Origin of the sequence: Corynebacterium doosanense CAU 212 = DSM 45436, assembly GCF_000767055.1 — a bacterium.
Classification (GTDB): Bacteria; Actinomycetota; Actinomycetes; order Mycobacteriales; family Mycobacteriaceae; genus Corynebacterium; species Corynebacterium doosanense.
On record NZ_CP006764.1, the window covers coordinates 1,438,144 to 1,462,303 of the forward strand.

Below are 24,160 nucleotides of genomic sequence, written 5' to 3' on the forward strand. Positions count from 1 at the left end.
GGACAGCTTAACTAGAGTCATCGAGCATGAGACTCATCTCGTCCGCTGACGGCACCACCGTGCGAATCCACGTAGCGGGCCGGCGCCTGAGCGCGGCGGACTTCGCCGTGTTGGTTGAGGCGGCCTCGCGTGGCGACGGCGACCTGTACATCACATCCCGGGGCAACATCCAGATCCGGGGTCTGGCGGAGGTCCCGGACAAGCTGTCGGCACTGTCGGCAATGTCGGATTCGGCTGCGGGAGGCGTCGATAAGCCCGCCGAACTGGGATGGTTCGAACGCCCGGACGGCACGGTCGATCTGGGCGGGGCGCTCGCCTTCGGGGTGATCCGCGCGAAGGTGGCGAAGCTGCTGACGGTGCTGGAGGCGGAGGTCACGGTCACGGCGCGGCGCACATTTGTGCTGCACGGGCTCGAACCTCACGTGGCTGAGGCGGCCGTGCGGGTGCTCGCGCCCCTGGGGGTCAGCTTCGACGAGGCGACGGACCTGGTGCGCATCAGCGCGTGCGTGGGCGCGCCGGCGTGCCGCCATGGGCTGACCGATGTGCGCCAGGACGCGTTTCGCGCCGACACGCCCGGCAGAGTGCATTTTGTCGGATGCGCGAAGGCCTGCGGGCGGCCGACGGAGCCGCACACCGAGTTCATGGCCACCGGCGAGGGTGAGTACGAGGTGACCAAACGTTAGCGGGGCCCAAAAACATTTCTCGCAAACTAACGATAATAGGACCTGCGATTCCAGATTACAGATAACTCAACATATGAAGCCAGCAGGCACAACTTTGATAAGCGAGTCACGCTTGCTAAAGGCCATAGCATTTAAATAGCTCACCTCCCCAACCACGTGCCAACCGAAGTCAGATGCAGTATCATCAAAACTCGGTTGAGCAAGTAAAAAGCTTCTGGTGATCAATAGCGATACAAGCTCCCACGCTTCAACATATACCTATGCAGTCGTCGTTCCCCAGTTCCAACACCAAACCTAGATGAAGGCGCAAAGATGATCATCAAATCGATACGATACCTAGGGATCAAGGGTGCCTCGAAACCCGTTGAAATCTTCCTCGATCCGGCAACCACGGTGCTATGCGGAAAAAATGATGCTGGTAAGTCGACAGCACTCGAAGCGATGAACCTCTTTTTCAATGGGAAGCAGATCCCAGAACCTCTTGTAACTAAAATCAATGGGATTGCCATCGAATCATCCTGGGTTGAAATAGTATTCGACGACGTTCCGTCCGATATCGTTATCGATTCGACCGCAAAGACGACATTGGCCGACGAGTTACTCCTAACCCCTGAAGGAATGTTGAGGATAAAGAGAGATTTCACCGGAAGTAAACCAAAAACCACGATTATCGCACCGCACCCAGTCTTGGCAGAGAATCAAACATCACTCTTGGAATTGAAAATAAAAGACCTTAAAAATCTGGTTAGTGAATGGGGAATAGGTGACAGGGTAGCCGACCACCGATCTTCCGGAGCTTATAGGCGCGCACTATATACCGAAATGGATAGATTTATCTTACTTGACGAGTATGAGCTGTCCAATCCGGACTCTGATTTAAAGGACTTCGTCGCTAGACTCAACGACGTACTCCCCTCGTTTTCCCTCTTTAAAGCAGAACAAGTTTCCAACGAAGGGGAGTCGTTTATTCAAAGCCCAGCAACCGCCGTGGTCGAACGGGTGCTTAAATCGCACTCCGAATCACTCGGCAAAGTCACCAAAATGATCATTCGAGACATGGAGATTCAGTTCCGGGCAGTTGCCGATGAACTGGGTCGGATCGCACCCTCACTCGCTACTACTTTCCATCCGGATGATCTCAAGCCCGACTGGAAGAAGGCCTTTTCCAAGGCCTCCTTCGTGGACCACATGGGCGTTCCGCTGAGCATGCGAGGAAGCGGAATGCGCCGATTGGCATTATTAAGCTTCTTTCGAGCCCAGATCGGCTCGAACATGAGTTCCAATCATATCTATGCGGTAGAAGAACCTGAAGTTTTCCTTCACCCCAAACTTCAAACCGAGATTTGGAGCACCCTTTTCGATTTATCGAGTGGAGGTGGACAGCAGATAATCCTTACCACCCATTCTCCAAACTTTGTGCGTCTGGCACCGGTCGATTCCATTCGATATATCACCGATGACTCAGTACATTGGTATTCTCCTGGAGGCATGGGCACCGTGGCTTCGGCTAGTGATTTGCTTCCGTTAATTCAGTCCTCATTAGGAGTGCTTTCAGATCATAATGTCAAATGCTTCCTACTAGTCGAGGGTTCCAGAGACATTGAAAGCTTGACTCGGCTGTTTTCAACCGAAATCGCAGAGAAAGAATTTGGCCTTGGTTCGGCCGTTGATGATGGACGGCTGATGATGCTTCCGATTGGCGGATGCGGTGCTACGAGTATTTGGTCTGGCCGTTTAGACTCATTGGATCGAACTGTAATACAGTTACTAGACGGGGATAAACCTCCCTACGAGCATAAATCAGAGTATTCTCTCGAGGAAGACGGTTTCTGCGTGACTGCTAAGTTGGACGTAAGGGAATTGGAGAATACACTTCCACGTAATCGCGTAATTGAGATCTTGACAGAAACTTGGGGGTACGCTGGCTCTGGGCTGGATCCACAGGCTCTGGAAGCCCAGCTCGAGGACTTTTTACCCCAAGACGAAACTCATTATTCTATTTGCGATATTCCGACTTCTTGCGCTGAAGCTTTCTATATGGCGTCCGGGTCCCCCATCGACTCGAGATCCGGTACTGTTTCAGATGACGATCGCATACGCATTAGGGATAAGGAAGCCAAGGTTAAATATATTCTTGCGCGGGCCTTCGGGCAATGTGATGCTAACGATTTGAACTATATAAAAGCCACTAATTTAGGTAGCCTCCTCAAGCTGCTTCAGGGCCTAGTGGCGTAAAGCTATTTTTTTGATGCTGCATTCACCGCGCTCTTAAGAATCACCGTGGCATGTGCCGCCAGATCGGGCGTGGCACCAGATTCATGATGGTGGCCAGGACGAGCAGCCCCGGTGGGATCCAGAAGGTGCCGGGGCGACCGAAGCGCTCGACCACCGCGCGGGCGACCTGCTCCGGGCGCACCGACATCACCGCGGGTGACATGCCCTCGGTCATCGAGCCGATGACAAACCCGGGACGCGCGATGTAGAGCTCCAGGTCGGTGCCGTGGAGGCGGTCGGCGAGTCCCTGGCAGAAGGCGTCGAGGCCGGCCTTGGTGGAGCCGTAGACGTAGTTGGCGCGCCGAGGCCTCCAGCCGGCGATGGAGGAAAACGCCACGATGCGCCCGGAGCTCATGTGGTCGGCGAGAACGGTGAGCATGGAGATCTGGGCGACATAATCCACCAGGGCTATCTCGGCGGCATGGTGTTCATCCGTCTCCGCGCGCTCCTGATCCCCGAGGATGCCGAAGGCCACGATGGCGGTGTCGATGGGCCCGGCAAGGCGTTCCGCCTCCTCGACGAGCGCCCGGTGAGAGTCGAGGTCGGTGGCCTCGAAGGCCAGCGTGTGGGTGGTTCCGGGCAGCTCCGGGATCTTCTCCGGGTCCCTGGCTGCGAGGACCACCTGCTCCCCCTCCCCGATCAGCTTGACGATTTCCGTGCCGATGTCGCTGGTCGCGCCGAGGAGGAGGATGCTCATGAGCCGACAGTGTATCCGGTCAAGGACAACGAGCCGAGGGTGCGCTTCTCATTGAACGTGCCCACGGAAGAGCACTCCAGTCTGACCGCGGTAGGACGAGGTCGAGGGTGGGCACAACTGGGTGGTGGACGACGAATAGGGCGAGTTGTGGAATATCACCTACCTTATCACTGTGGGTTGAACATTCAACCGTTCCAGCTCCTCGCCCAGCACCACGATGTCCTCGATCCGGATCCCCCACCGCCCCGGCACATACACCCCCGGTTCGATGGAAAACGCCATCCCGCGCTCCAGGACCCGCTCACTGCCCGCGATGATGAACGGCTCCTCGTGCGTGGACAGCCCGATCCCGTGGCCCGTGCGGTGGGTGAAGTACTCGCCCCATCCGGCATCGCTTATCGACGCCCTCGCAGCCCCATCGACCTCACCCGCCGTCACCCCGGGCCGAGCCTTCTCCAGCGCAGCTAGGTAGCCCGCGCGCACCGCCTCGTAGGCACGGCAGAAATCCTCCGGCGCCTGCGCGCCCGGAACCACGTAGGTGCGGGTGCAGTCCGAGTGATACCCGGAGTTCAACGTGCCGCCGAGATCGACCACCACCGGATCTCCCGGCTGCAGCACCCGGCCGGAAAAGGAGTGGTGCGGATTCGCGCCGTTCGGCCCGGAACCGACGATGACAAAGTCCACCACGTCGTGCTCAGCGAGGATGAGGTGGTGCAGCTCCGCGGCAACGTCGGCCTCGGTGCGTCCGGGCAGCAGCAGGCCCGGGACCTGGGCGTGCACGCGGTCGATCGCCTGTCCCGCGCGGCGCAGCTCGGCGATCTCCGCGTCCTCCTTGACGTCGAAGAGCCCGGCGGGCAGGTGCGTGAGCGGGGCGTCGATAAGCTCTCCGAAACGCAGCACGTGGTGGGTAGTCAGGGACGAACCCAGTGCCACCGGGCCCGGGGGCAGGATCTCCACGGCGAGGGCGTGGGCGTCCTGCCCGTCGCGCCAGCCGATGGCGGAGTCGAAACCCGCGAGGTCGGTCATGGGCGCGACGATGCGGTGGGAGTCCGCCGTGATGACCAGGCAGGTCAGCCGCTCGTGCGAGCCCTCGCCGTGCCCGGTGAAGTACGCCATCTCGGGGCCGGTGCCGATGATCAGCCCGGCGAGGCCTTGCTGGGTGACCAAACGTTGTGCGCGTTCCATGCGGTGCTGCTCATTCATGCGGCCCATCGTAGGCTGGGGCACCATGCACCCGGTCCGACTCACCCGCCGCGGCTCCTTCTGTACCGGCACGCTCATCGCCGCCGACCTCACCCCGCGCGAGCAGCACCGCACCCGGTTCGTGCTCACCTGCGCGCACTTCTTCCGGGAGAGCGACGAGGCACACGTGCGCGGACGGGGATTCACCCGCCGGGTCGTGGCCGTGCACCGCGTGCCCGGCACGGACATCGCCGTGGCGGAGATGGACCGGCCCGCGCCGCCGACCACCGTCCCGCGGGTCGCCCGGACTCCCCTGCCCCTGGGCGCGCGTGTCCTCACCGACGCGGCCTCCGGCCTGCGGGAGGGACGGGCACTGCTGCCGCTGCCCTTCGCGCTGTCTCGCGTATCGACGCTCGTGCGCCCGGCCCACCTCCTGCGCAGCGGTGCGATTAAGGGGGACTCCGGCGCCGCCGTCCTCCACGAGGGCGCGGTCTATGCCACCCAGGCCCTGGTCTTCGACCCGGGCGGGCGCAACCTCGGGCTGGCGACGGTCGCTCCCGTCGCCCCGTACTGGCACACGCTGCGTTGTCTGCTCAGGCGCTGACCGCGACGACTCCCCTGCTCACGGCGCCGATTGCGCGCCTGGCGTTCTTGCGGATCGCCTCGGTGTAGCCGGTCTTGGCCACCTGCTCCAGCAGGTCGTTGACCTGCAGGCAGGAGCGCACGAAGTCACCCGGGGTGAGCTCCGCCCCGGAAGCGGCTGCGGCCTGCAGGCAGTACGCGAGCGGTGCCCCGGCGGCCCACTGGTGGCACGCGGCGGCGAACTGGCTCTCCGGCTCCCGGGTGACCTTGAGCTGGTGGCGCTGCTCGTCGGAGGCGAGTTCGGACCACACCCGGAACGTCGCGTCCAGCGCGTCGACCATGGGGTCGGTGGGCACCTCAACCTCGCCCACCAGGGTGGCCTTGCGGTTCTCGAAGGCGCAGGCGGAGACCACGCCGGCGAGCTCCGCGGGGTCGAGGTCCTCCCAGATCCCGCGCTTGAGGCACTGGGCCACGAGCAGGTCGGAGCTGCTGTGGATCTGCGCGAGGCGCTCGCCCTCGTCGGTGACCTCGGGTTCGCCGTCCTGGATCTCCACGTAGTCCATCTCCGTGAGCAGGCCGAGGATGCGCTCGAAGTCGCGGCCGAGAGAGTCCTGGGCGGTGGCCACGCGGCGCCGCTTAGCCTCCAGACCCGACTTGACCTTGGCATAGTCCTCCGTCAAGCGGACGAGCGTTTCCCGGTCATCGGTGGGCCAGGAGTGCACCGGGTGCGCGTGCACGGCCTCGCGGAACTCCGGGGAGATCCGCGCGCGTGCCTTGAGGGACTTCGGACGGTCGAAGAAGTGACGCTTGAACTCCGCCTGCACAAAACGGGTGTTCTGCCGCGGCCGGGTGCGCACGTTCTTGGGCAGGCGCATCCGGCCGACCACGACGGGGGCGACGGACAGGCCGGAGGCGTCGATACGCCCCGACCAGCCCTTCTCCGTGGTCACCCAGGGGCGGGGGTCCTGGGTTTGGTTCGCCGGGGTCACCACCACGGCCAGGTCCGGGCGCTTGCGGCCCGGCAGCGCGATGACGTCGCCGAGCTGGAGCTTGCTCAGCACGGCCGTGACCTCGCGGCCGCGCTCGTCGGCGACGCGGCGTTTCGCCTCGCGCTCCTCGTGGGTGAGGCGCTGGCGTAGGCGCACGTACTCCAGCACGTCGTCGATGTCGCCGGGCACGTTCAGGCGGCGGAAGTCGGCCGTGAGCCGCTCCTGCAGCGAGACCAGTTTCTCCTCGTCGCGTTCCATGCTGCGCACGTCGCCCACCACGGAGCCGTCGGCCTGGAACTGGGCGAAGGACTTCTCGATCAGCCGGAGCGAGCCCTCCAGGCCGTTCATCTTCAGCATGTTGATGGCCATGTTGTAACCGGGCGTGAAGGTTGAGATGAGCGGGTAGGTGCGTGTCGACGCCAGCCCGGCCACCGCTCGCGGATCCATCGCCGGCGCCCACTGGACCACGGCGTTGCCGATGACGTCGATGCCGCGCCGTCCCGCGCGCCCGGTCAGCTGGGTGTACTGGCCCGGGGTGAGATCCACGTGGGCTTCGCCGTTGAACTTGACCAGCTTCTCCAGGATCACCGTGCGCGCCGGCATGTTGATGCCCAGGGCCAGGGTCTCGGTGGCGAAGACGGCCTTGACTAAGCCGCGGACGAAAAGCTCCTCCACGATGTGCCGGAAGGCCGGCAGCATGCCGGCGTGGTGGGCGGCGAAACCGCGGCTCAGCGCCGAGCGCCACTGCTTGAACTTGAGAATCTCCAGGTCCTCCTCGGGGATCCCCTCGACCCCGGCGTCGACGATCTCCCGGATCTCGTTCGCCTCCTCCTGCGTGGTGAGGATGAGCCGCGAGCGCTGGCACTGCATGAGCGCGCCGTCGCAGCCCGCGCGGGAGAAGATGAAGGTGATTGCCGGCAGCATGTTCTTGCCCTGGAGAATCTCCAGCACCTCCGGCCTGCCGAGTGGGCGGTAGCGTTCCTCGGTGTTCTCCAGGCGGTCGATCTGCTGCATGAGCTGGCCGTTGACCCGGGCCGAGCCGGGTTCGAAGAGCGGGTGGACCTGATGGCTGACCATCATCCACTGATCCAGCGGGACCGGGCGGTGCTCGGAGACAATGACCTCGGTGTCTCCGCGCACCGTGCGCAACCATTCACCGAACTCCTCCGAGTTGGACACCGTGGCGGAGAGACCGATGATGCTCACCGAATCGTCGAGGCCGAGGATGACCTCCTCCCACACCGCGCCGCGTTCGCGGTCGGCCAGGTAGTGGATCTCGTCCATCACCACGTGGGTGAGGCGGTCGAGAGCACTGGACTGCGCGTAGATCATGTTGCGCAGGACCTCGGTAGTCATGACGACGATCTCCGCCTGGGCGTTGATGGAGAGATCACCCGTGAGCAGGCCGACGGCGTCCGCGCCGTGCGCCTTGACCAGGTCGTGGAACTTCTGGTTGCTCAGCGCCTTGATCGGCGTGGTGTAGAAACACTTCGTGCCCCGCGACAGCGCGAGGGAAACGGCAAATTCGCCGACGATGGTCTTGCCCGCGCCGGTGGGTGCGCAGACGAGAACCCCGCGATCCAGTTCGACCACGCGGCAACCCTCGAGCTGGAAGTCATCGAGGGGAAAATTCAGGCGCGCGAGAAATTCGTCGAGATGTGACATGCCCACCAGGGTACGTGCTGGCCGGGGCGGGCTGCGCCTAGAGCACGTCGTCGAAGTAGCTGCCGCTGTTCGGCACGACTGAGGGGGCGGGCTTGTCCGGAACGGCGGCCGTGGACGAGCTGGCCGGGGCCACGGGCCGCACGGGTTCCGCGGGCATGATCGGGTCGGGGCGGTAGGCCAGCTCGGAGGCGTCGTCGTCGCCCAGCTCGGCGAACTCCTCGGAGTCGATGCCCCGGCGTTTGTCGTTCCACCGGCAGAACTGCAACGACAGCTCGATGAGCACGCCCACCGCGATGCCGAGGATGAGCATGGAGAACGGGTCCCCGCCCGGCGAGAGCAACGCGGCGAAGATGAAGGTGGCCACCCAGATGATGCGGCGTTTGCCCTTCATCTGGTTGTAGCCGAGGAGCCCGACGATGTTGAGCATGGCGATGATCAGGGGTACCTCGAAGCACACACCGAAGATCACCAGGAACGCGAGCAGGAAGTGGAAGTAGTCGCCACCGGTCAGCGCGGCCGTCTGTGTCTCGTCGCCGATGGTGATGAGGAAACCCAGGCCCACGGCGATGACGTAGTAGGCCAGGATCGCGCCGGCGACAAAGAGGGACACGGCGAGGGTGACAAACGTGACCGTCCACCGGCGCTCCTGCTTGTGCAGGCCGGGCGTGATGAAGGCCCAGAGCTGGTACAGCCACACCGGGGAGGAGATCACCGCGCCCGCGAGCGCGCCGACCTTCAGCCGGAGCATGAACATCTCTGTTGGTCTGGTGGCCAGGAGGCGGCATTCGTCGCCGTTGCCCAGGGCCACCCGGTTTTCCGCCGGCAGGGAGCAGTACGGTCCGCGGAGGATCTCGCCGAGTGTCTGCATCCCGGGCGGGGCGGACTGGTACCAGATGAAACCGACCACGGTGCCGAACACCAGCGCGACGAGCGAGATGATCACGCGGGTGCGCAGTTCCTTGAGGTGCTCGACGAGCTCCATCTCTCCCGTGGGGGATTTCTGCTTCTTCGGCTTCCTGGTGGGGCGAAGCTTCATCGGGGCCGGCTCTACTGGTTGTTGTAGGGCTGGTTCAGGTCGCGGCGCGGTGCCTCCAGCGGGTCAACGTGGCGGAGGCGTTCCTGGGTGGGGTCGGGCCGCTCGATCTCGCGGGGTTTGTTCTCCGGGCGGTCCCAGAAATCCTGCTCCCCCTGCGCCGGCTGGGCAGTGGCGGCGGTGGCCGCCGTAGCCCCGGGAGCAGCTGCGGCAGCGTCCTCGTTCTTCATCTCCTTGACCTCGGACTTGAAGATGCGCGCGGAACGGCCCACGGACCGGGCCAGCTCCGGCAGCTTCCGGGCGCCGAAGAGCACCAGGATGATGAGCAGGATGATGAGGATTTCGGTAGCACCGAGGTTAGGCATGAGAACCTTTCAAAAATGAGCGGGGCCTACGAGTTGCGGGCCGTCGACTGATCGTAACCGGCCAGAGCGGAGGTGACGCGCTGCGCGACACGCCGGGAGAGATCCTCCGGCTGCACGAGCCTGATCCGGTCGCCGTGTGACAGGCAGAACCTTATCAGCCACTCCTCGGACCCGAAAGGCATCGTGGCGCTTACCCAGCCGTCTGACCGGGCATTGCCAAGCTTCATCCGGTGATACTCCGAGAGCCAGGCCGCGTCCTCGCGGATGAGGATCTCCGCCTCCCGGGTGAAGGCGAAGGGATCCTCCGGCAGCTGCCGCAGGTGCGGGTCTGCAGGCTCTTCCAACACCCGGGCGTCGCGGATGCGGTCGATGCGGAAGTTCCGGTGCCCCGCGCGTTCCGGGTCCCACGCGGCGAGGTAGGAGGCCCCCTCGTGCAGGAACAGGCGCGCTGGATCCACCGTGCGCCGGGACACCTCGTCGCTGCTCGCGGCCCAGTATTCGAAGCTCAGTCGCCGGGCCCGGGCGAGCGCGTCGTTGACCGCTACCAGGTCGGGGTCCTCCACGTCCGGCTGTGCGTCGAAGATTCCCGCGGTGCGTTCCGCCATGTGCGCCCGGATCTTCGCCGCCGCGCTGACGGCCGCCTCCTTCTCCACCAGCTGCGATTCCAGGGACTCCAGCACGAGCAGCAGCGCCCCAGCCTCGGTGGCCGTCAGGCGCAGCGGCGTGGTCATCCCCTGGTCCTCGGTGATGGTCACCGAGGTGCGGTTGGCGTTGAACGTCAGGTCGATGAGCTCCTCGGTGTGGGTGCCCACGCCGGAGGTATGCAGGCGCTGCAGGTCAGCGACGATCTGCCGGTGCTCGAGCCCGAGGTCCCTCGCGGCCTCGAAGAGACTGTGGTCCGGGTGCGCCCGGAAGTACGGGATGAGGTTCAGCGCCCGGACGAGGTCGGACATGCGGTCACTCATGAGGCGGCCTTTTCCAGCAGCTCGATCACGCGCCGCCTGATCTCGGCGGGCTTCTCGACGATCACTTCCGGCGCCGCCGCCGCGGCAGCGCGCACCAGCCAGTCGGCGTCGACGTTCGTCAGGGTGACCCGGCCGTCGACGGGCTCCCCGAATTCCCCGCCCCGACCGTCGGTGACGCTGAGTACGGCGTCGACAAGCTGGCTCCGGGCGCTGAGCGATCCCCGCACGATGTCCTGGAGGTTGCCCTCGGCCGGGTGCTCGGCGCTCTCCCCGGTGGTGTGCACGTCGCTGAGGCGCACGGCGCGGAAGCTGCGCGGGGCCTCGCGGTCGAGGTCGTATCCCACCAGGTAGACGCGGCCCGCCTCGGGCACCAGGCCCCAAGGGTCCATGGTGCGTTGCTGCGGCTCGTCGGTGGGGCTGGCGCGGTAGGTGAAGGAAATGCGGCGTTTCCGGGCGACGGCGGTGAGGATCGTGGACAGGACCGTGGGTTCCAGGCGGGTGGTGTCGTTGTACGGCGTGTAGGACGCTAGCTGGGGGCCGGAGAGGTCGCGGCGCGCGCCGGCGGCGGCGATCTTGGTCCAGCCGGAGCGGGCGAAGGCGCCGAGCGCGCCCGCCTTGCCCAGCTCACCCGCCATACCCACGGCGGTGGCCTCGGCCGGGGTGAAGTCGATGGCGGGCAGGTCCCGGGCGTCGGAGGCGACGGCGATCTCGTCGCCCGTGATCACCAGCGGCACGCCGATGCTGCGCAGGATGCGCAGGTCACGCTGGAGAGTCTTCTCGGAGACCTTCTGATAGCCGTCGACGTTGCGGCGGATCCACTCGCGCGAGCGGCCCTTCGGCGCGCCGAGCAGGGCGAAGGTGAGGTTGGTGCGGCGGTAGAGAATGTCCTCGTCCGAGCTATTCATCCCCGGCCTCCAGGGCGGCGATGAGGGCGTCGACCCGCTCGTCGGCCGCGGCGAAGGGATCGAGCAGCTCCACCCGGTCCGCGCCGTAGCGGAAGTTCACCCAGTCCACGGTAACCTGTTTGCCCAGCTCCTCCGCGCGGGTGAGCAGCCGGCCGCGCAGCGCGGCGCGGGTGGTCTGCGGGGCGGTGTCCACGGCCGCGCGGATCTCCTCGTCGGTGCTCACGCGCCGGGCCAGGCCGCGCTTCTCCAGCACGGAGAACAGGCCACGGCCCGGGCGGATGTCGTGGTAGGTGAGATCGATCTGCGCGAGCTTCGCCTCGGACGCTTTGCCCTCGTAGCGTCGTAGGAGCTTCTGTTTGATCACCCAGTCGATCTCGGTGTCGACGACCGAGAAGTCCTGCGTCTCAACCGCCGTGAGCTGGCGTTCCCACAGGTCCACCACGTAGTCGAGGTCGGAGTCTTGTTCGCGCTCGGCAAGCCAGCGGCGCGCGGCCTCGCAGAACGCCTTCTGCACGGCCAGGGCGGAGACCTCTCCCCCGGCCTTGAGCCTCAGCGCGGTGGCGCCGGTGGCGTCGCGGGAGATGTCGCGGACGTGGCTGATGGCGTTGTCCAGCTCGAAGTCCGGCAGCTCGTAGCCGGCCTCGAGCATCTCCAGGGCCAGCAGCGTAGAACCGACCTTGAGCAGGAAGGTCGTCTCCGACATGTTGGAGTCGCCGACGATGACATGCATGCGGCGGAAACGTTCGGAGTCCCCGTGCGGTTCGTCGCGGGTGTTGATGATCGGCCGGGCCCTAGTCGTCGCCGAGGAGATGCCCTCCCACACCTGGTCGGCGCGCTGGGAGAGCAGGAACTGGCCGTCGCGGTAGAGACCGGCGCCGCAGATGAGCTGGCGGGTGATCATGAAGGGCAGCAGCTGCTTGCCCAGCGCCTTGAGCACGGTGTCGCGCCCGACGAGGTAGTTCTCGTGGCAGCCGTAGGAGTTGCCCACGGAGTCGACGTTGTTCTTGAACAGGTAGACCTGTCCGCCGATGTTGTCGTCGGCGAGCGCCTGCTCGGCCTGGACGGCGAGATCGGTGAGCATGAGGTCGCCGGCGCGCTCGTGGCACAGCAGCTGGTGCAGCGAGTCGCACTCGCCGGTGGCCACCTCGGGGTGCGCACCGACGTCGAGGTAGAGCCGGGAGGCGTTGCGGGTGAAGATGTTGGTCGAGGAATGCTGGGCCACGACGGGCCGGAACAGATACCGCGCGGTCTCCTCGGGGCTGAGCTTGCCGGAGATTCCGTACTCGGTCTCCACCCCCATGATCCGGCGGGTGAAGACGGTCACTGGCCGCCCTTTTGCACGTAGGAGCGGACAAACTCCTCGGCGTTGGTCTCCAGCAGGCCATCGATCTCGTCGAGGAGATCGTCCGCGCCCTGGATCTGCACCTGGCCCTGGTCGACGGCGTCCTCCGCGTCGTCTCCGCCGTTGCCTCCGGAATGGATCTGCTGCTGAGCCATGCGTGTTCTCCTTAACCTTCGCGAACTTTCTTAGGTAATCCTACGACGGATGGATGCCCGCAGTGCGCAGGCGGGCCACGAGATCGGCCGGATTCTCCGCGGCGTCGATGGCCGCACCCACCTCCGCTTCGGTGAGCGCATCCACCTGCGGGGTGGCGTAACGCACGGTCACGCCGTCATACTCCAGCTCGACGATCTGCCAGGACGCGGACTTGATGTGCTCGGGGAACTTCTGCGTGATTCGCCCGCGGAAGTACGCTCGGGAATCCTTCGGCGGATTCTCCACCGCGGCGGCGATGATGTCGTCGCCGACCAGTGTCTTCATCCGACCCTTGCGCACCAGCGCGTGATAGAGCGACTTCGCCGGGTCGATGTCGGTGTACTGCAGGTCGATGAGTTTGAGCTTCGCGTCCCCGATGGGCACGCCGCGGTCGAGATAGCCCTTGATCAGCGAGTACTTGGCGGTCCAGTCGAGGCGGTCGGCGGTGCTCAGCGGGTCTCGGGCGAGGTCGGCCGCGATTTCGTCCCACAGCTCCAGGACCTTCTCGTCCACCTCGTCCTCGGGCGTGACCCGGGCGCGGTACTCGGCCAGGATGCCCAGGGCGGTGAGCGAACGGGCGTCGATAAGCGTCGTCTCATGGGTAAGCGTGAGATCGTGGGAGATGTGCTTGAGCTCCGCCACCGGATCCTTCAGCCGCAGGTCGGAGAAGTCCACTCCGGCCTCGATGGCGTCGAGCACGAGCTTGGTCATGCCGAGCTTGAGGAAGTTCGCGTACTGCGACATGTTCGCGTCGCCGACGATGGTGTGCAGGCGGCGGAACTCGTTGGCGTCGGCGTGCGGCTCGTCGCGGGTGTTGACGATGCCGCGGTTGAGCGTCGTCTCCAGCGAGATCTCCTGGAAGAAGTAGTCGGCACGCTGGGTGATCTGGAAGCCGTCCTCCTCCCCCGCCTCGCCGATTCCGAGACGTCCGGCGCCGATGATGACCTGGCGGGCGACGAAGAAGGGGATGAGGCCCGCGACCACGGCGTCGAAGTCCGTGTGCCGGGAGTACTGGTAGTTCTCGTGCGAGCCGTAGGAGGCGCCCTTGCCGTCGACGTTGTTCTTGTAGATCTTCAGCGGCGGGCAGGGATCGTGGTTCTTCAGCAGGGAGATGCCCTGGTCGGAGAGCCGCTGGATGTCCGCGATGGACTGGCGCAGGACCAGGTCGCCGGCGGCGTCGTAGATCATCGCGTCCCAGGCGTTGGACACCTCCGGGCTGGAGTATTCGGGGTGCGCGTGGTCGACGTAGTAGCGGGCGCCGTTGGCGGTCATGACGTTGGCGATGCCCACCGCGTCCGAGTCCACCACGGGGACTGTGCGGTAACGCCGCAGGTCAAAGCCCCGAGCGTCGGACAGCGGGCGCTCGTCCTCGTAGTCCCAGCGCGAGCGCGCCCCGGTGCGCATCGCGGCGTAGGACACCACCGCGTGCGTGGAGGTGACGATCGGGCTCGCCTCCTGCTGCGACGGGGTGGAAATGCCGTACTCGGTCTCGGTGCCCATGTAACGCGTCATGGTGGATCAGCCTAATACGCGCGCCGACACCACCCGCAGGCCGTGCCGCCCGGCGATGCGCGCCCACTCGTCGGGCGTGGCGGTGTTGGGCAGGTCCTCGCTCTCGTTCTGCTCCGCGGTCACGGCCGCGGCCATGTGCTCGGCCGTCACGCCCTGCTCGTTGACCCCGGACAGATGGTCCTTGATGGCGGCCTTCTTCGCGCGGTCGACGATGTTGGCGATCATCGCGCCGGAGACAAAGTCGCAATACCCGAGAGTCTCGGTGCTGCCGTCGATGAGCGTGAGTTCCACGTAGGGCCGCTCCGAAAAGAGCTTGTCGACGCCTGTGTCCACCAGATCCCCGATGGCACCCACATGCGGCACATCGTCCGTGAGATAACGCGCCAGGATGTCGCGGGCGTCGTCGCGGTCGGGGCGGTCGACACGCACCTTGATGTCCAGGCGGCCGGGGCGCAAGATGGCCGGGTCGATGAGTTCCTCGCGGTTGGTGGCGCCGATGATGATGACGTTGCGCAGGCCCTCCACGCCGTCCATCTCGGTGAGCAGCTGCGGGACGATGGTGGTCTCCATGTCCGAGCTCACACCCGAACCGCGGGTGCGGAAGAGCGACTCCATCTCGTCGAAGAAGATGATCACCGGCTTGCCGTCGTAGGCCAGCTCGCGGGCACGCTCGAAGATCATGCGGATGCGCCGCTCGGTCTCGCCGACGTACTTGTTCAACAGCTCCGGGCCCTTGACGTTGAGGAAGAACGAGCCTTCGTCGCCGAGTGAGTTGGCGATGGCCTTGGCGATCATCGTCTTGCCGCAGCCGGGAGGGCCGTAGAGCAGCACACCCTTCGGCGGGGCGAGCCGGTAGGTGCGGAAGAGCTCGGGCTGGGCGAAGGGCAGCTCCACGGAGTCGCGGATCTGCTCGATCTGGCGCTCCAGGCCGCCGATGTCGGCGAAGGTCACGTCGGGGACCTCCTCCAACGCAAGCTGCATGACCTCGGTCTTGTCGATCTTCTCGAAAGCCACGCCGGCCTTCGCGTCGATGAGCACAGTATCGCCGGCACGGGCGGCGTCGATAAGCGGCTGTGCCAGGTGCACAACCGACTCGTTGCCCTGCGGGTCAGCGACCACGGCACGGACCCGCTCGATCTTCTCCACGAGGGTCGCGATGGAACCGGAGTCCTCGAAGCCACAGTCCTCGACGATGACGGCGCCCTCGCCGAGGCGCACGAGCGCGCCGACCCGGATCTCCTCGATGTAGGGGGTGATCTTCACCCGCATGCGCCGCCCGGAGGTGAACACCTCGCCGTGGTGACCGGAATGCCCGGAATGACCCAGGAAGATGCCGTAGGTCGACGCCGGTTCCGCGATGGATTCCAGCTGCGCGTTGAGGTCGGTGAGCTTGTCGCGCGAGGCCTTGAGCATCTCCGCCATCTTGGCGTTGCGCGCCTTCAGCGCCCTGATTTCGCGAGTGAGGTCAGCCTCAGTAGTCATACCCTAAGACTAGCGCCGGGCCTTTCGCTGCGGACGCGGGGGTTCCACTCCGTCGGCAAGCCGGCGGGTCCACACCAGGAACGCGGTGTGCGCGTTCATCCGGTGCTCGGGGCGGGTGGCCAGGCCCTCGACCTTCCACTCGCGCAGAAGCGTCTCCCACGCGCGGGGTTCGATGAAGGACTTCGTCTCGCGGATGCCCTCCATGATGTTCATCAGCTGCGGGACGGTGGCCACGTACGTCATGAACACACCGCCCGGGATGAGCACGTCCTTGACTGTGTCGAGAAAGTGCCAGGGCTCCACCATGTCGAGGATGACCCGGTCCACGGGACCGCCGAGATCCTCCTGGGTGATCTCGCCGAAGTCGCCCAGACGCGGAGTCCAGTGCTCGGGCTTCTCGCCGAAGTACTCGGTGACGTTGTCGACGGCGAAGTTGAGGTGGTCCTCGCGGATCTCGTAGGAGAAGACATGGCCCTTCTCCCCCACGGCACGCAGCAGGGTCATGGACAGCGCACCCGAGCCGGCGCCGGCCTCGAGCACGCGGGCTCCGGCGAAGATGTCGCCCTCGACGAGGATCTGCGCGGAGTCCTTGGGGTAGATCACCGCGGCGCCACGCGGCATGGACAGCACGTGATCGACCATGAGGTGGCGGAACAGGAGAAAGTCCGTGCCCAGGGTCGAGGTGGCGATGCTGCCCTCGTCCGCACCGATGATGTCGTCGTGGGCGACCATGCCCTTGTGGGTGTGGAAGTTCGCGCCGGGCACGAGCGTGATGGTGAAGTGACGACGCTTCGGGTCAGTCAACTGCACCTTGTCGCCGGGCTGAAACGGTCCGGAATATGGCATGGGGCTCCTTGTAAATCTATTGACCGACCAAGTATGCCTCAAGGGCATCGGCGAACCACATCTGATCCTTCACCCCGACCAGCTCGCGGGCGGAGTGCATGGAGAGCAATGGCACGCCGACATCGACAGTGGGAATGCCCAGGCGGGTGGCGGAGATCGGCCCGATGGTCGAACCACAGGGCGAGGCGTTGTTGGACACAAAACTCTGGTGCGGGATCCCGGCGCAGGCGCGTTCCCACATCGCCACCGTGCGGGCGTCGGAGGCGTAACGCTGGTTGGCGTTGATTTTGGTCACCGGGCCCCGGCCGATGATGGGTCTGTGTGTGGGGTCATGTTTGCCCGGGTAGTTGGGGTGCACGGAATGCGCGGCGTCCGCGGAGACCATCGAGGAATTTGCAAACATCCGCCGCGGATCCTGCCCCAGCGCCTCGGCGGTGCGGGTGAGCACGTCGGCAAGCAGCGGACCGCCCGCGCCCTGGACCGACTGTGAGCCGACCTCCTCGTGGTTGAAGGCGGCCAGGACAATGATCTCTTCGGCATCCTCCGCCGCGCGCTGGAACGCGGTGAGCGAGGCATGCACGGAACTGAGGTTGTCCAGACGACCGGCGGCCAGCAGATCCCCCATCACCGCGCCGGGCTGCGCGTCGGCGGTGATGAGCTCGTGGCCGGCGATGTCGCGGGCGTCCACGCCGAGGGTCTCCGCGACGACGGCCATGATGGGTTTCGGAGCAATCGGCTGCACGTGCAGCTGCCGGTTGATGTCCTCCCGGCCGAGGTGGATCGCCAGGTTGGGAATGCGCAGTGCCGGGCCCGTGTCAACAAGGTGCTCAGTGCCGTCGATAAGCACCACTCTGCCGGCGACGGTGAGTTCCCGGTCGAACCAGGACTCCAGGATCGGTCCGCCGTAGATCTCCACGGCGACCTGGTGAAACCCCTGGTTGTCGTAGTCCGGCTGCGGTTTGAGCAGGAATCCCGGCGAGTCCGTGTGCGAGCCGATGATGCGGAAGCCCGTGGGGTTGTCCGGGATGACATAGGAGATGACGGCGCCGCCGCGGACGACGGTGTGACCGCCGGGGCTGGCGTCCCACTCCGCGGATTCGTCCTGAATCGGGTAGCCGAGCCGGCCCGCCACCTCGCGGGCGGCGTGGAAGGCGCTGGGCGAGTCGGCGACGAAACGGAGCAGATCCTGTGTCTGATTCATGGCGTCTACCTTGCCACGCTAAGGTGCGAACCATGGCTGTCTCTCCCCTCGCCCTCTCCCCGTCGCGCGCCAGCGACTACCAGCAGTGCCCGCTGAAGTACCGCTTCCGGGCGATCGACAAGATCCCCGAGCCGTCAACTGTCGCGCAGGTCAGGGGCACGCTGGTGCATGCGGTGCTGGAGGGAATCTACGGGTTGCCGCGCGAGGAGCGCACCTATCCGGTGGCGGTGAAGATGCTCAAACCCTCGTGGGAGGAGATGGTGGCCAAGGAACCGGAGATTGCGGAACTCGCGCCCGATCTCACGGCGTTCCTGGTCGAGTGCCGCACACTGCTGCGCGGATACTTCGAGATGGAGAACCCCCAGGGCTTCGACCCCGACTCCGTGGAGAAATACGTCAACACCGTGCTGCCCAACGGCGTGCCCGTGCGTGGCTTCATCGACCGCGTCGACGTCGCCCCCAGCGGCGAAATCCGGGTCGTGGACTACAAGACCGGCAAAAAGCCCTCCCCGCGCTTCTCCTCCGAAGCCCAGTTCCAGATGCGCTTCTACGCCCTGGTGTATTGGCGGCTTTTCGACGTCATCCCCCACCAACTCCGTCTCATGTACCTCAAGGTTCTCGACTCCATGTATCTCGCGCCCTCGCGAGAGGAACTCGAATACTTCGAGCGCGACCTCGCCGACCTGTGGGCGAAGATCGAGGCCGACGGTAAGTCTGGCGATTTCCGCCCGAAGAAGGGCAAGCTCTGCAACTGGTGCTCGTTCCAGCCCATCTGCCCGGCTTTCGGTGGCGTGGCGCCCGAGTACCCGGGGTGGCCGGGGTCGGCGGCAGACTAAGCCGTTTCTAACTCCACCCAATCTCGGTTAAAAACGCGGTTTCGGGCGACTTTGGGTGGAGTTAGTAACACCGTCGACGAGCAGGAACTGCGCCGCCGTGTAGGTGGCCATGACGGCGGCGTCGGTGAGGGCGTCGATACGCGAGCCCTCCTTCAACAGGGTCAGTCGACCGAGGATCAGGGCGTCAGAGAGCACGAAGAGGTTGCCGCCGAGCGCCGCTTTCGAGCTGGAATCCTGCGCGAGGATGCTGGTCAGCGCCAGGGCGGAGCCGTAACCGCCGGCAGCGGGAAGCGCGGCCGGGTTCTTCATGGCAGCCAGCCCCACTCCACCGAGGATCATGGGCGCGCGCAGGGCAGCGTTTTTCCAGGTCGGTCGGGCCCCTGAGCGGAGCAGCAGCGCGTGGTAGGCCAGCTGGTTGACCAGGAATGCCGCGCTCCCCCGCTTGAGGTTTCGGGCCCTGACCCCGGGATCGGCGCTGCGGGAATCCTTCCCCATGAGGATGATGTCCCCCACCCAGCCGCCGGCCAGGCCCGCGACGAGGAGGGCGGACTTCTGCGGGTTCGAAGCCAGCAGTAACGGCATGAGCGCGGGCTTGACCAGTCGGGTCGCACGGTCCGAGGGCACGGCGGCGGCAATGACTGATCCGGCTGCGGCGGCCAGGTAGAGGGCTCGGGGAAACTTCAAGGCGGGCATGAGCGGGATCCTTCGGTACCAGTAGGTGACGTCACCCAACATCATGCCCTCAGCTTGGGCAGCCGGGGTGAAGTTTCGACAAGTAAGCAGGCCGAGGAGGCGCCTAATACCTGTCATCCGACAGTCCACACGTGTGGACTGTGGACGCCTCACATCGCCCGGATATCTATCATCCGACAGTCCACTCGTGTGGACAAACGACCGTCGAGAAGCCTAGAACAGACCAGAGATCTTGCCGTTAGCGTCGACGTCGATGTTCTCCGACGACGGCTTCTTGGGCAGCCCCGGCATGGTCATGACGTCACCCGTGAGCACGACGATGAACCCGGCGCCGGTGCGCGGGAGCAGCTCGCGGACGTGGAGCACGTGACCGGTCGGCGCGCCGAGCTGCGCCGGGTCGTCCGAGAAGGAGTACTGGGTCTTGGAGATGCACACGGGCATGTCTCCCCAGCCGTTTGTCTCGATGTCCGCGAGGTCCTTGAGCGCCTTGACGGAGTACTCGACGCGGTCGGCGCGGTAGATCTCCATCGCGATGGTCTCGATCGACTCCCTGACACCGCCCTCAGTCGAGTAGAGCTGCTTCGACGTGCCCTCCGAAAAGTTGTCCAGCAGCAGCTCGGCCAGCTCCGTGGCGCCGTCGCCGCCCTTGGCCCACACTTCAGACTCGGCGAGCGCGACGCCAAAGTCACTGGCCCAGTCGCGCATGAACTCGCGCTCGGCCTCGGTGTCCCCGGTGAAGAGGTTGACGCACACGACCGGGGTGACACCGAATTTGCGCACGTTCTCCACGTGGCGTTCGAGGTTGGCCACTCCCGCGCGCAGGGCGTCGACGTCTTCCGTGCCCAGGTCCGCACGCGCGACTCCGCCGTTGTATTTGGTGGAGCGGATCGTCGTCACCACGACGGCGCCGGCAACGTCGAGGTCGCCGAAGCGGGCCTTGACGTCGAAGAACTTCTCCGCGCCCAGATCCGAGCCGAAGCCGGCCTCGGTGAGCACGATGTCGCCGAGCTTCATGGCCGTGCGGGTGGCCAGCAGCGTGTTGCAGCCGTGGGCGATGTTGGCGAAGGGCCCACCGTGGACAAACGCGGGCGAGCCGCCGAGGGTCTGGACGAGGTTGGGGTTGAGCGCGTCCTTCATCAGGGCGGTCAGGGCACCGGCCGCGTTGAGGTCGTCTGCCGTGACGGGTTTGCCGGCATAGGTGTAGCCGACGGTGATGGCGCCGAGGCGGGCCTTGAGGTCCTCCAGGGAGGTGGCCAGGCCGAGGATGGCCATGATCTCCGAGGCCGCGGTGATGGTGAAGCCGGTCTCGCGGGGGACGTCGTGCGCCTTGCCGCCCAGGCCGGTGACCACGCCGCGTAGGGCCCGGTCGTTGACGTCGAGGCAGCGCTGCCAGGTGATCCGACGGGGGTCGATGTCCAGGGTGTTGCCCTGCTGCAGGTGGTTGTCGACGATCGCAGCAAGTGTGTTGTTGGCCGCCGCAATGGCGTGGAAGTCACCGGTGAAGTGCAGGTTGATGTCCTCCATGGGCACAACCTGCGAGTAGCCGCCACCGGCCGCGCCGCCCTTGATGCCCATGACCGGGCCCTGGGAGGGCTCGCGCAGCGCGACCACGGCACGCTGGCCCAGCTGCGTCAACGCATCGGTCAACCCGATGAGCGTGGTCGACTTGCCCTCCCCCGCCGGCGTCGGCGAGACGCCGGTGACCAGGACGAGCTTGCCGTCCTTGCCGGACCAGTCGAGCTTGGTGATGTCCACCTTGGCCTTGGTCGAGCCGTACGGGATGAGCGCCTCGTCGGGCACGCCCGCCCGGCGGGCGATGTCGGCGATGGGCTCGGGGGTGTGGGCTTGGGCGATCTCGACGTCGGAAAGCACGTTTTCTCCTCAGGGTTAGATGAGCACGGAGCCGATTAGGTAGGCGAGCAAAACGGATACCACGATGTTTACCACTCCGGGGATGATGAAGGGGTGGTCGAAGACCAGCTTGCCGATCCGGGTGGAGCCGGTGTCGTCCATCTCCACGGCCGCGAGCAGCGTCGGGTAAGTGGGCAGAACGAACAGCGCGGACACCGCCGGGAAGGCCGCGACGGCCGTCAGTGGGCTGACCCCGATGGCGATGGCCGCAGGGATGAGCGCCTTGGCCGTGGCCGCCTGCGAGTAGAGCAGGCAGGCAGCGAAGAAGAGCACCACGGCGAGCAGCCACGGCTGCGCCCCCAGCACGTCGCCGGCCAGGCCCTGGATGTCCTCGAGGTAGTGGTTGATGAACGTGGTGCCCAGCCAGGCGACGCCGAGCACACACACCGCGGCCGACATGCCGGAGCGGAACACCTGCGTGGTGACGATCTCCGCGGCGGGGATCCTGGTCACGGCCGTGATCGCTGCAGCAGTGGTGAGCATGATGGCCATGATGGCCTCGTTTCGCGGCACCGTCGGCTCGGCGATGAGCCCGACCTGGTCGGAGGTGATGGTGGCGTAGAAGACCACGAGCGCGATGGCGGCGAGGAAGATGCCCACCGAGGCCTTGGCGCCCTTCTGCTCGGTGTAACCCGAGGCCGCCGGATGGCTGACCAGCCCGCGCTCGACGCGGTCGCGGTAGACGGGGTCATCCTCCAGTTCCTTGCCCATCCGGTTGGCCACCAGCGAGGACGGGATGATCGCCAGCGCCGTGGCGGGGATCATGATGGCCAGCAGCGTCAGGTAGCTGACCCCGAGCGGCTCAACTGCCGAGGCCATGAAGACCACCGCCGCGGAGATCGGCGAGGCGACAATGGCCATCTGCGACGCCACCACCGCGACCGACAGCGGGCGCGACGGCCGCACGCGGCCCTCCTTGGCCACCTCGACGATGACCGGTAGCGTGGAGTAGGCGGTGTGCCCGGTGCCAGCGGCCACGGTCATGAGATACGTGACGACGGGCGCCCACAACGTGATCTGTTTCGGATTGCGCCGGAGGAACCTCTCCGCCAGGTGGACCAGGAAGTCCATTCCCCCGGCCCGCTGCATGGCGGCTATGGCGACGATGACACACATGATGATGCCGACGACGTCGAAGGGGATGTCGTCCTGGGTGACGGGAATTCCCGTGGCACCAAGAAGAAGGACCCCGAGGCCGCCGGCTGCGCCGATGGCCACGGAGCCCATGCGGGCGCCGATGACGATGGCGCCCAGCAGGATAAGGACGTGAATGAAGATCACGGTGAAAGCTCCCACTCAAGAGGTGTTACTGGTACCCCTCAAGTGTGCTCCGCCCCGGCCGTCACGGCAGGGCGAACACCGTGTGTACTCGCTCACTCGCCGTCGACGAGGAGCTTGCCCTGGTAGCGCGGGTGCATGAGGTTTTCCTTGCTCAGCACACGGTCGAGGGTCTCTTCGTCGAGAAGCCCGTGCTCGAGCACGAGCTCGCGCGGGGTCTTGCCGGTGGCCAGAGACTCCTTGACGATGAGGTCGCCGTTGTGGTGGCCGATGAAGGGGTTGAGGTAGGTGACGATGCCGGCGGAGCGCTCGACGTAGGTGCGGCAGACGTCCTCGTTGGCGGTGATGCCCGTGACGCAGAACTTGCGCAGGGTGTCGGCGGCGTTGCGCAGGATGCGGATCGACTGGAACAGCGACTCGCCGATGACCGGCTCCATGACGTTGAGCTGGAGCTGTCCGGCCTCGGCGGCCATGGACACGGTCTGGTCGTTGCCGAATACCTTGAAGCAGACCTGGTTGACCACCTCGGGGATGACGGGGTTGACCTTGCCCGGCATGATCGAGGAGCCGGCCTGGCGGGCGGGCAGGTTGATCTCGTTGAGGCCGGCGCGCGGGCCGGAGGACAGCAGACGCAGGTCGTTGCAGGTCTTGGAGATCTTCATCGCGGCGCGCTTCACGGCGGAGTGGGCGTTGACGTACGCGCCGGTGTCGCTGGTGGCCTCGATGAGGTTGGTCGAGGACGTGATGTCCAGTTTGGTGATGGAACGCAGGGCCTCCACCACGGTCACCCGGTACTCGGGCGGGGTGTTCACACCCGTGCCGATGGCGGTGGCGCCGATGTTGATCTCCAGGAGCTTCTCCGCGCTCCAGCGGAGGATGGACTGCTCCTCAGCGAGGTTCGCCGCGAAGGCGTTGAACTCCTGGCCGAGGGTCATGGGGACGGCGTCCTGCAGCTGGGTGCGGCCCATCTTGAGGATGTCGGCGAACTCGCCACCCTTGACGTGGAAGGATTCCTGCAGCTCGTCGAAGGAGGTGATCAGCGTCTGCATGGCCTCGTAGACGCCGAGGCGGAAGCCGGTGGGGTACGCGTCGTTGGTGGACTGCGACATGTTGACGTGGTCGTTGGGGTTGATGATGTCGTAGCGGCCCTTGTCGTACCCCAGGTGCTCGAGCGCGAGGTTGGCCAGCACCTCGTTGGTGTTCATGTTGGTCGAGGTGCCCGCGCCGCCCTGGAACACGTCGATGGGGAACTGGTCCATGCAACGACCGTGCTCGAGGATCTGGTCGCAGGCCCAGATGATGGCCTCGGCTTTGTCCTTTTCGAGGGCATGCACCCGTCGATTAGCCATCGCCGCAGCCTTCTTCACCGTGACCATGCCGCGGATGAATTCGGGCACGTGCGAGACGGTGGTGCGGGAGATCTGGAAATTGTCGATGGCACGCTGGGTGTGAATGCCGTAGTACGCGTCGGCCGGAACCTCGAGGGTGCCGAGGAGGTCTTCTTCTGTACGAGTAGTCATGGCA

General features: G+C 65.4%; 21 protein-coding genes. 4 read left to right on the forward strand and 17 right to left on the reverse strand.

The window, feature by feature from the left end:
- Nucleotides 1-26 precede the first annotated feature (26 nt).
- Together CDOO_RS07075 and CDOO_RS13610 are read left to right on the forward strand one after the other, a co-directional pair.
- Entirely contained in the window at nt 27-683 is a 657-nt protein-coding gene (locus tag CDOO_RS07075) for a hypothetical protein (RefSeq protein ID WP_018021638.1), read from the forward strand.
- Nucleotides 684-995: 312 nt separating this feature from the next.
- Complete coding sequence (locus tag CDOO_RS13610) at nt 996-2,918, forward strand: ATP-binding protein (protein ID WP_081610336.1); 1,923 nt, start codon at nt 996-998, stop codon at nt 2,916-2,918.
- Between the two features lie 40 nt (nt 2,919-2,958).
- Here CDOO_RS13610 and CDOO_RS07080 read toward each other — a convergent pair whose 3' ends face one another.
- Together CDOO_RS07080 and CDOO_RS07085 are read right to left on the reverse strand one after the other, a co-directional pair.
- Nucleotides 2,959-3,654, reverse strand: a complete 696-nt coding sequence (locus CDOO_RS07080) for an SDR family NAD(P)-dependent oxidoreductase (protein ID WP_018021639.1) — start codon at nt 3,652-3,654, stop codon at nt 2,959-2,961.
- Nucleotides 3,655-3,813: 159 nt separating this feature from the next.
- On the reverse strand, nt 3,814-4,857 hold the full coding sequence (locus tag CDOO_RS07085; RefSeq protein WP_018021640.1) for a M24 family metallopeptidase: 1,044 nt from the start codon (nt 4,855-4,857) through the stop codon (nt 3,814-3,816).
- 25 nt (nt 4,858-4,882) lie between these two features.
- Here CDOO_RS07085 and CDOO_RS07090 point away from each other — a divergent pair, with 25 nt between their 5' ends.
- Nucleotides 4,883-5,440 carry a trypsin-like peptidase domain-containing protein gene (locus CDOO_RS07090; protein ID WP_051064030.1) on the forward strand — a complete coding sequence of 186 codons (558 nt, stop codon included), beginning with the start codon at nt 4,883-4,885 and terminating at the stop codon, nt 5,438-5,440.
- Here the strand turns inward: CDOO_RS07090 and CDOO_RS07095 are convergent.
- The 11 genes from CDOO_RS07095 to CDOO_RS07145 are packed head-to-tail and all read right to left on the reverse strand — an operon-like array spanning nt 5,430 to nt 17,918.
- Nucleotides 5,430-8,072, reverse strand: coding sequence for a DEAD/DEAH box helicase (locus CDOO_RS07095; protein WP_018021642.1), 2,643 nt, complete (start codon nt 8,070-8,072; stop codon nt 5,430-5,432). The two genes, CDOO_RS07090 and CDOO_RS07095, sit on opposite strands and share 11 nt — an antisense overlap.
- A 37-nt stretch (nt 8,073-8,109) precedes the next feature.
- Nucleotides 8,110-9,108: a twin-arginine translocase subunit TatC gene (tatC, locus tag CDOO_RS07100; RefSeq protein ID WP_018021643.1), complete on the reverse strand. Its 999-nt coding sequence runs from the start codon at nt 9,106-9,108 to the stop codon at nt 8,110-8,112.
- Between the two features lie 11 nt (nt 9,109-9,119).
- Entirely contained in the window at nt 9,120-9,470 is a 351-nt protein-coding gene (gene tatA / locus CDOO_RS07105; RefSeq protein WP_018021644.1) for a Sec-independent protein translocase subunit TatA, read from the reverse strand.
- Between the two features lie 26 nt (nt 9,471-9,496).
- Nucleotides 9,497-10,435: a helix-turn-helix transcriptional regulator gene (locus tag CDOO_RS07110; protein ID WP_018021645.1), complete on the reverse strand. Its 939-nt coding sequence runs from the start codon at nt 10,433-10,435 to the stop codon at nt 9,497-9,499.
- Nucleotides 10,432-11,340 carry a helix-turn-helix transcriptional regulator gene (locus CDOO_RS07115; protein ID WP_018021646.1) on the reverse strand — a complete coding sequence of 303 codons (909 nt, stop codon included), beginning with the start codon at nt 11,338-11,340 and terminating at the stop codon, nt 10,432-10,434. The genes CDOO_RS07110 and CDOO_RS07115 overlap by 4 nt, the downstream gene beginning before the upstream one ends.
- Complete coding sequence (gene pafA, locus CDOO_RS07120; protein WP_081610344.1) at nt 11,333-12,640, reverse strand: Pup--protein ligase; 1,308 nt, start codon at nt 12,638-12,640, stop codon at nt 11,333-11,335. Before pafA ends, CDOO_RS07115 begins: the two co-directional genes overlap by 8 nt.
- 20 nt (nt 12,641-12,660) lie before the next feature.
- The gene (locus CDOO_RS07125; RefSeq protein ID WP_018021648.1) at nt 12,661-12,837 is read right to left on the reverse strand and encodes a ubiquitin-like protein Pup; all 177 of its coding nucleotides are present in this window, start codon (nt 12,835-12,837) and stop codon (nt 12,661-12,663) included.
- A 40-nt stretch (nt 12,838-12,877) separates the two neighbouring features.
- Nucleotides 12,878-14,389 (reverse strand): depupylase/deamidase Dop, encoded by a 1,512-nt coding sequence (dop, locus tag CDOO_RS07130; protein WP_018021649.1) that lies wholly within the window; start codon nt 14,387-14,389, stop codon nt 12,878-12,880.
- A gap of 6 nt (nt 14,390-14,395) precedes the next feature.
- The gene (gene arc / locus CDOO_RS07135; RefSeq protein ID WP_018021650.1) at nt 14,396-15,871 is read right to left on the reverse strand and encodes a proteasome ATPase; all 1,476 of its coding nucleotides are present in this window, start codon (nt 15,869-15,871) and stop codon (nt 14,396-14,398) included.
- A 9-nt stretch (nt 15,872-15,880) separates the two neighbouring features.
- Entirely contained in the window at nt 15,881-16,717 is an 837-nt protein-coding gene (locus tag CDOO_RS07140) for a tRNA (adenine-N1)-methyltransferase (RefSeq protein WP_020384583.1), read from the reverse strand.
- A gap of 16 nt (nt 16,718-16,733) precedes the next feature.
- Nucleotides 16,734-17,918, reverse strand: coding sequence for a M18 family aminopeptidase (locus CDOO_RS07145; protein WP_018021652.1), 1,185 nt, complete (start codon nt 17,916-17,918; stop codon nt 16,734-16,736).
- A gap of 32 nt (nt 17,919-17,950) precedes the next feature.
- Between CDOO_RS07145 and CDOO_RS07150 the strand changes: the two genes are divergently transcribed.
- The gene (locus CDOO_RS07150) at nt 17,951-18,754 is read left to right on the forward strand and encodes a RecB family exonuclease (RefSeq protein ID WP_018021653.1); all 804 of its coding nucleotides are present in this window, start codon (nt 17,951-17,953) and stop codon (nt 18,752-18,754) included.
- Nucleotides 18,755-18,781: 27 nt separating this feature from the next.
- Here CDOO_RS07150 and CDOO_RS07155 read toward each other — a convergent pair whose 3' ends face one another.
- The 4 genes from CDOO_RS07155 to aspA all read right to left on the reverse strand — a co-directional run bounded on the left by CDOO_RS07155 (nt 18,782) and on the right by aspA (nt 24,156).
- Entirely contained in the window at nt 18,782-19,447 is a 666-nt protein-coding gene (locus tag CDOO_RS07155; protein WP_020384584.1) for a lysoplasmalogenase, read from the reverse strand.
- A 213-nt stretch (nt 19,448-19,660) separates the two neighbouring features.
- Complete coding sequence (locus CDOO_RS07160) at nt 19,661-21,319, reverse strand: formate--tetrahydrofolate ligase (RefSeq protein ID WP_018021655.1); 1,659 nt, start codon at nt 21,317-21,319, stop codon at nt 19,661-19,663.
- A gap of 15 nt (nt 21,320-21,334) precedes the next feature.
- On the reverse strand, nt 21,335-22,585 hold the full coding sequence (locus tag CDOO_RS07165) for an anaerobic C4-dicarboxylate transporter (RefSeq protein WP_425389151.1): 1,251 nt from the start codon (nt 22,583-22,585) through the stop codon (nt 21,335-21,337).
- Nucleotides 22,586-22,731: 146 nt separating this feature from the next.
- Nucleotides 22,732-24,156 carry an aspartate ammonia-lyase gene (aspA, locus tag CDOO_RS07170; protein ID WP_018021657.1) on the reverse strand — a complete coding sequence of 475 codons (1,425 nt, stop codon included), beginning with the start codon at nt 24,154-24,156 and terminating at the stop codon, nt 22,732-22,734.
- Nucleotides 24,157-24,160: the final 4 nt, after the last annotated feature.

What these genes read in the sequence shown, in the direction of transcription:
- CDOO_RS07115 (WP_018021646.1), bottom strand. Translation starts at nt 11,340, where the DNA reads ATGAATAGCTCGGACGAGGACATTCTCTACCGCCGCACCAACCTCACC.
- CDOO_RS07155 (WP_020384584.1), bottom strand. Translation starts at nt 19,447, where the DNA reads ATGCCCGCCTTGAAGTTTCCCCGAGCCCTCTACCTGGCCGCCGCAGCC.
- CDOO_RS07080 (WP_018021639.1), bottom strand. Translation starts at nt 3,654, where the DNA reads ATGAGCATCCTCCTCCTCGGCGCGACCAGCGACATCGGCACGGAAATC.
- CDOO_RS07095 (WP_018021642.1), bottom strand. Translation starts at nt 8,072, where the DNA reads ATGTCACATCTCGACGAATTTCTCGCGCGCCTGAATTTTCCCCTCGAT.
- pafA (WP_081610344.1), bottom strand. Translation starts at nt 12,640, where the DNA reads ATGGGGGTGGAGACCGAGTACGGAATCTCCGGCAAGCTCAGCCCCGAG.
- CDOO_RS07075 (WP_018021638.1), top strand. Translation starts at nt 27, where the DNA reads ATGAGACTCATCTCGTCCGCTGACGGCACCACCGTGCGAATCCACGTA.
- CDOO_RS07165 (WP_425389151.1), bottom strand. Translation starts at nt 22,585, where the DNA reads ATGGGCTCCGTGGCCATCGGCGCAGCCGGCGGCCTCGGGGTCCTTCTT.
- tatA (WP_018021644.1), bottom strand. Translation starts at nt 9,470, where the DNA reads ATGCCTAACCTCGGTGCTACCGAAATCCTCATCATCCTGCTCATCATC.
- CDOO_RS07140 (WP_020384583.1), bottom strand. Translation starts at nt 16,717, where the DNA reads ATGCCATATTCCGGACCGTTTCAGCCCGGCGACAAGGTGCAGTTGACT.
- tatC (WP_018021643.1), bottom strand. Translation starts at nt 9,108, where the DNA reads ATGAAGCTTCGCCCCACCAGGAAGCCGAAGAAGCAGAAATCCCCCACG.
- CDOO_RS07085 (WP_018021640.1), bottom strand. Translation starts at nt 4,857, where the DNA reads ATGAATGAGCAGCACCGCATGGAACGCGCACAACGTTTGGTCACCCAG.
- CDOO_RS07090 (WP_051064030.1), top strand. Translation starts at nt 4,883, where the DNA reads ATGCACCCGGTCCGACTCACCCGCCGCGGCTCCTTCTGTACCGGCACG.
- CDOO_RS13610 (WP_081610336.1), top strand. Translation starts at nt 996, where the DNA reads ATGATCATCAAATCGATACGATACCTAGGGATCAAGGGTGCCTCGAAA.
- CDOO_RS07150 (WP_018021653.1), top strand. Translation starts at nt 17,951, where the DNA reads ATGGCTGTCTCTCCCCTCGCCCTCTCCCCGTCGCGCGCCAGCGACTAC.
- CDOO_RS07125 (WP_018021648.1), bottom strand. Translation starts at nt 12,837, where the DNA reads ATGGCTCAGCAGCAGATCCATTCCGGAGGCAACGGCGGAGACGACGCG.
- aspA (WP_018021657.1), bottom strand. Translation starts at nt 24,156, where the DNA reads ATGACTACTCGTACAGAAGAAGACCTCCTCGGCACCCTCGAGGTTCCG.
- CDOO_RS07110 (WP_018021645.1), bottom strand. Translation starts at nt 10,435, where the DNA reads ATGAGTGACCGCATGTCCGACCTCGTCCGGGCGCTGAACCTCATCCCG.
- dop (WP_018021649.1), bottom strand. Translation starts at nt 14,389, where the DNA reads ATGACGCGTTACATGGGCACCGAGACCGAGTACGGCATTTCCACCCCG.
- CDOO_RS07145 (WP_018021652.1), bottom strand. Translation starts at nt 17,918, where the DNA reads ATGAATCAGACACAGGATCTGCTCCGTTTCGTCGCCGACTCGCCCAGC.
- arc (WP_018021650.1), bottom strand. Translation starts at nt 15,871, where the DNA reads ATGACTACTGAGGCTGACCTCACTCGCGAAATCAGGGCGCTGAAGGCG.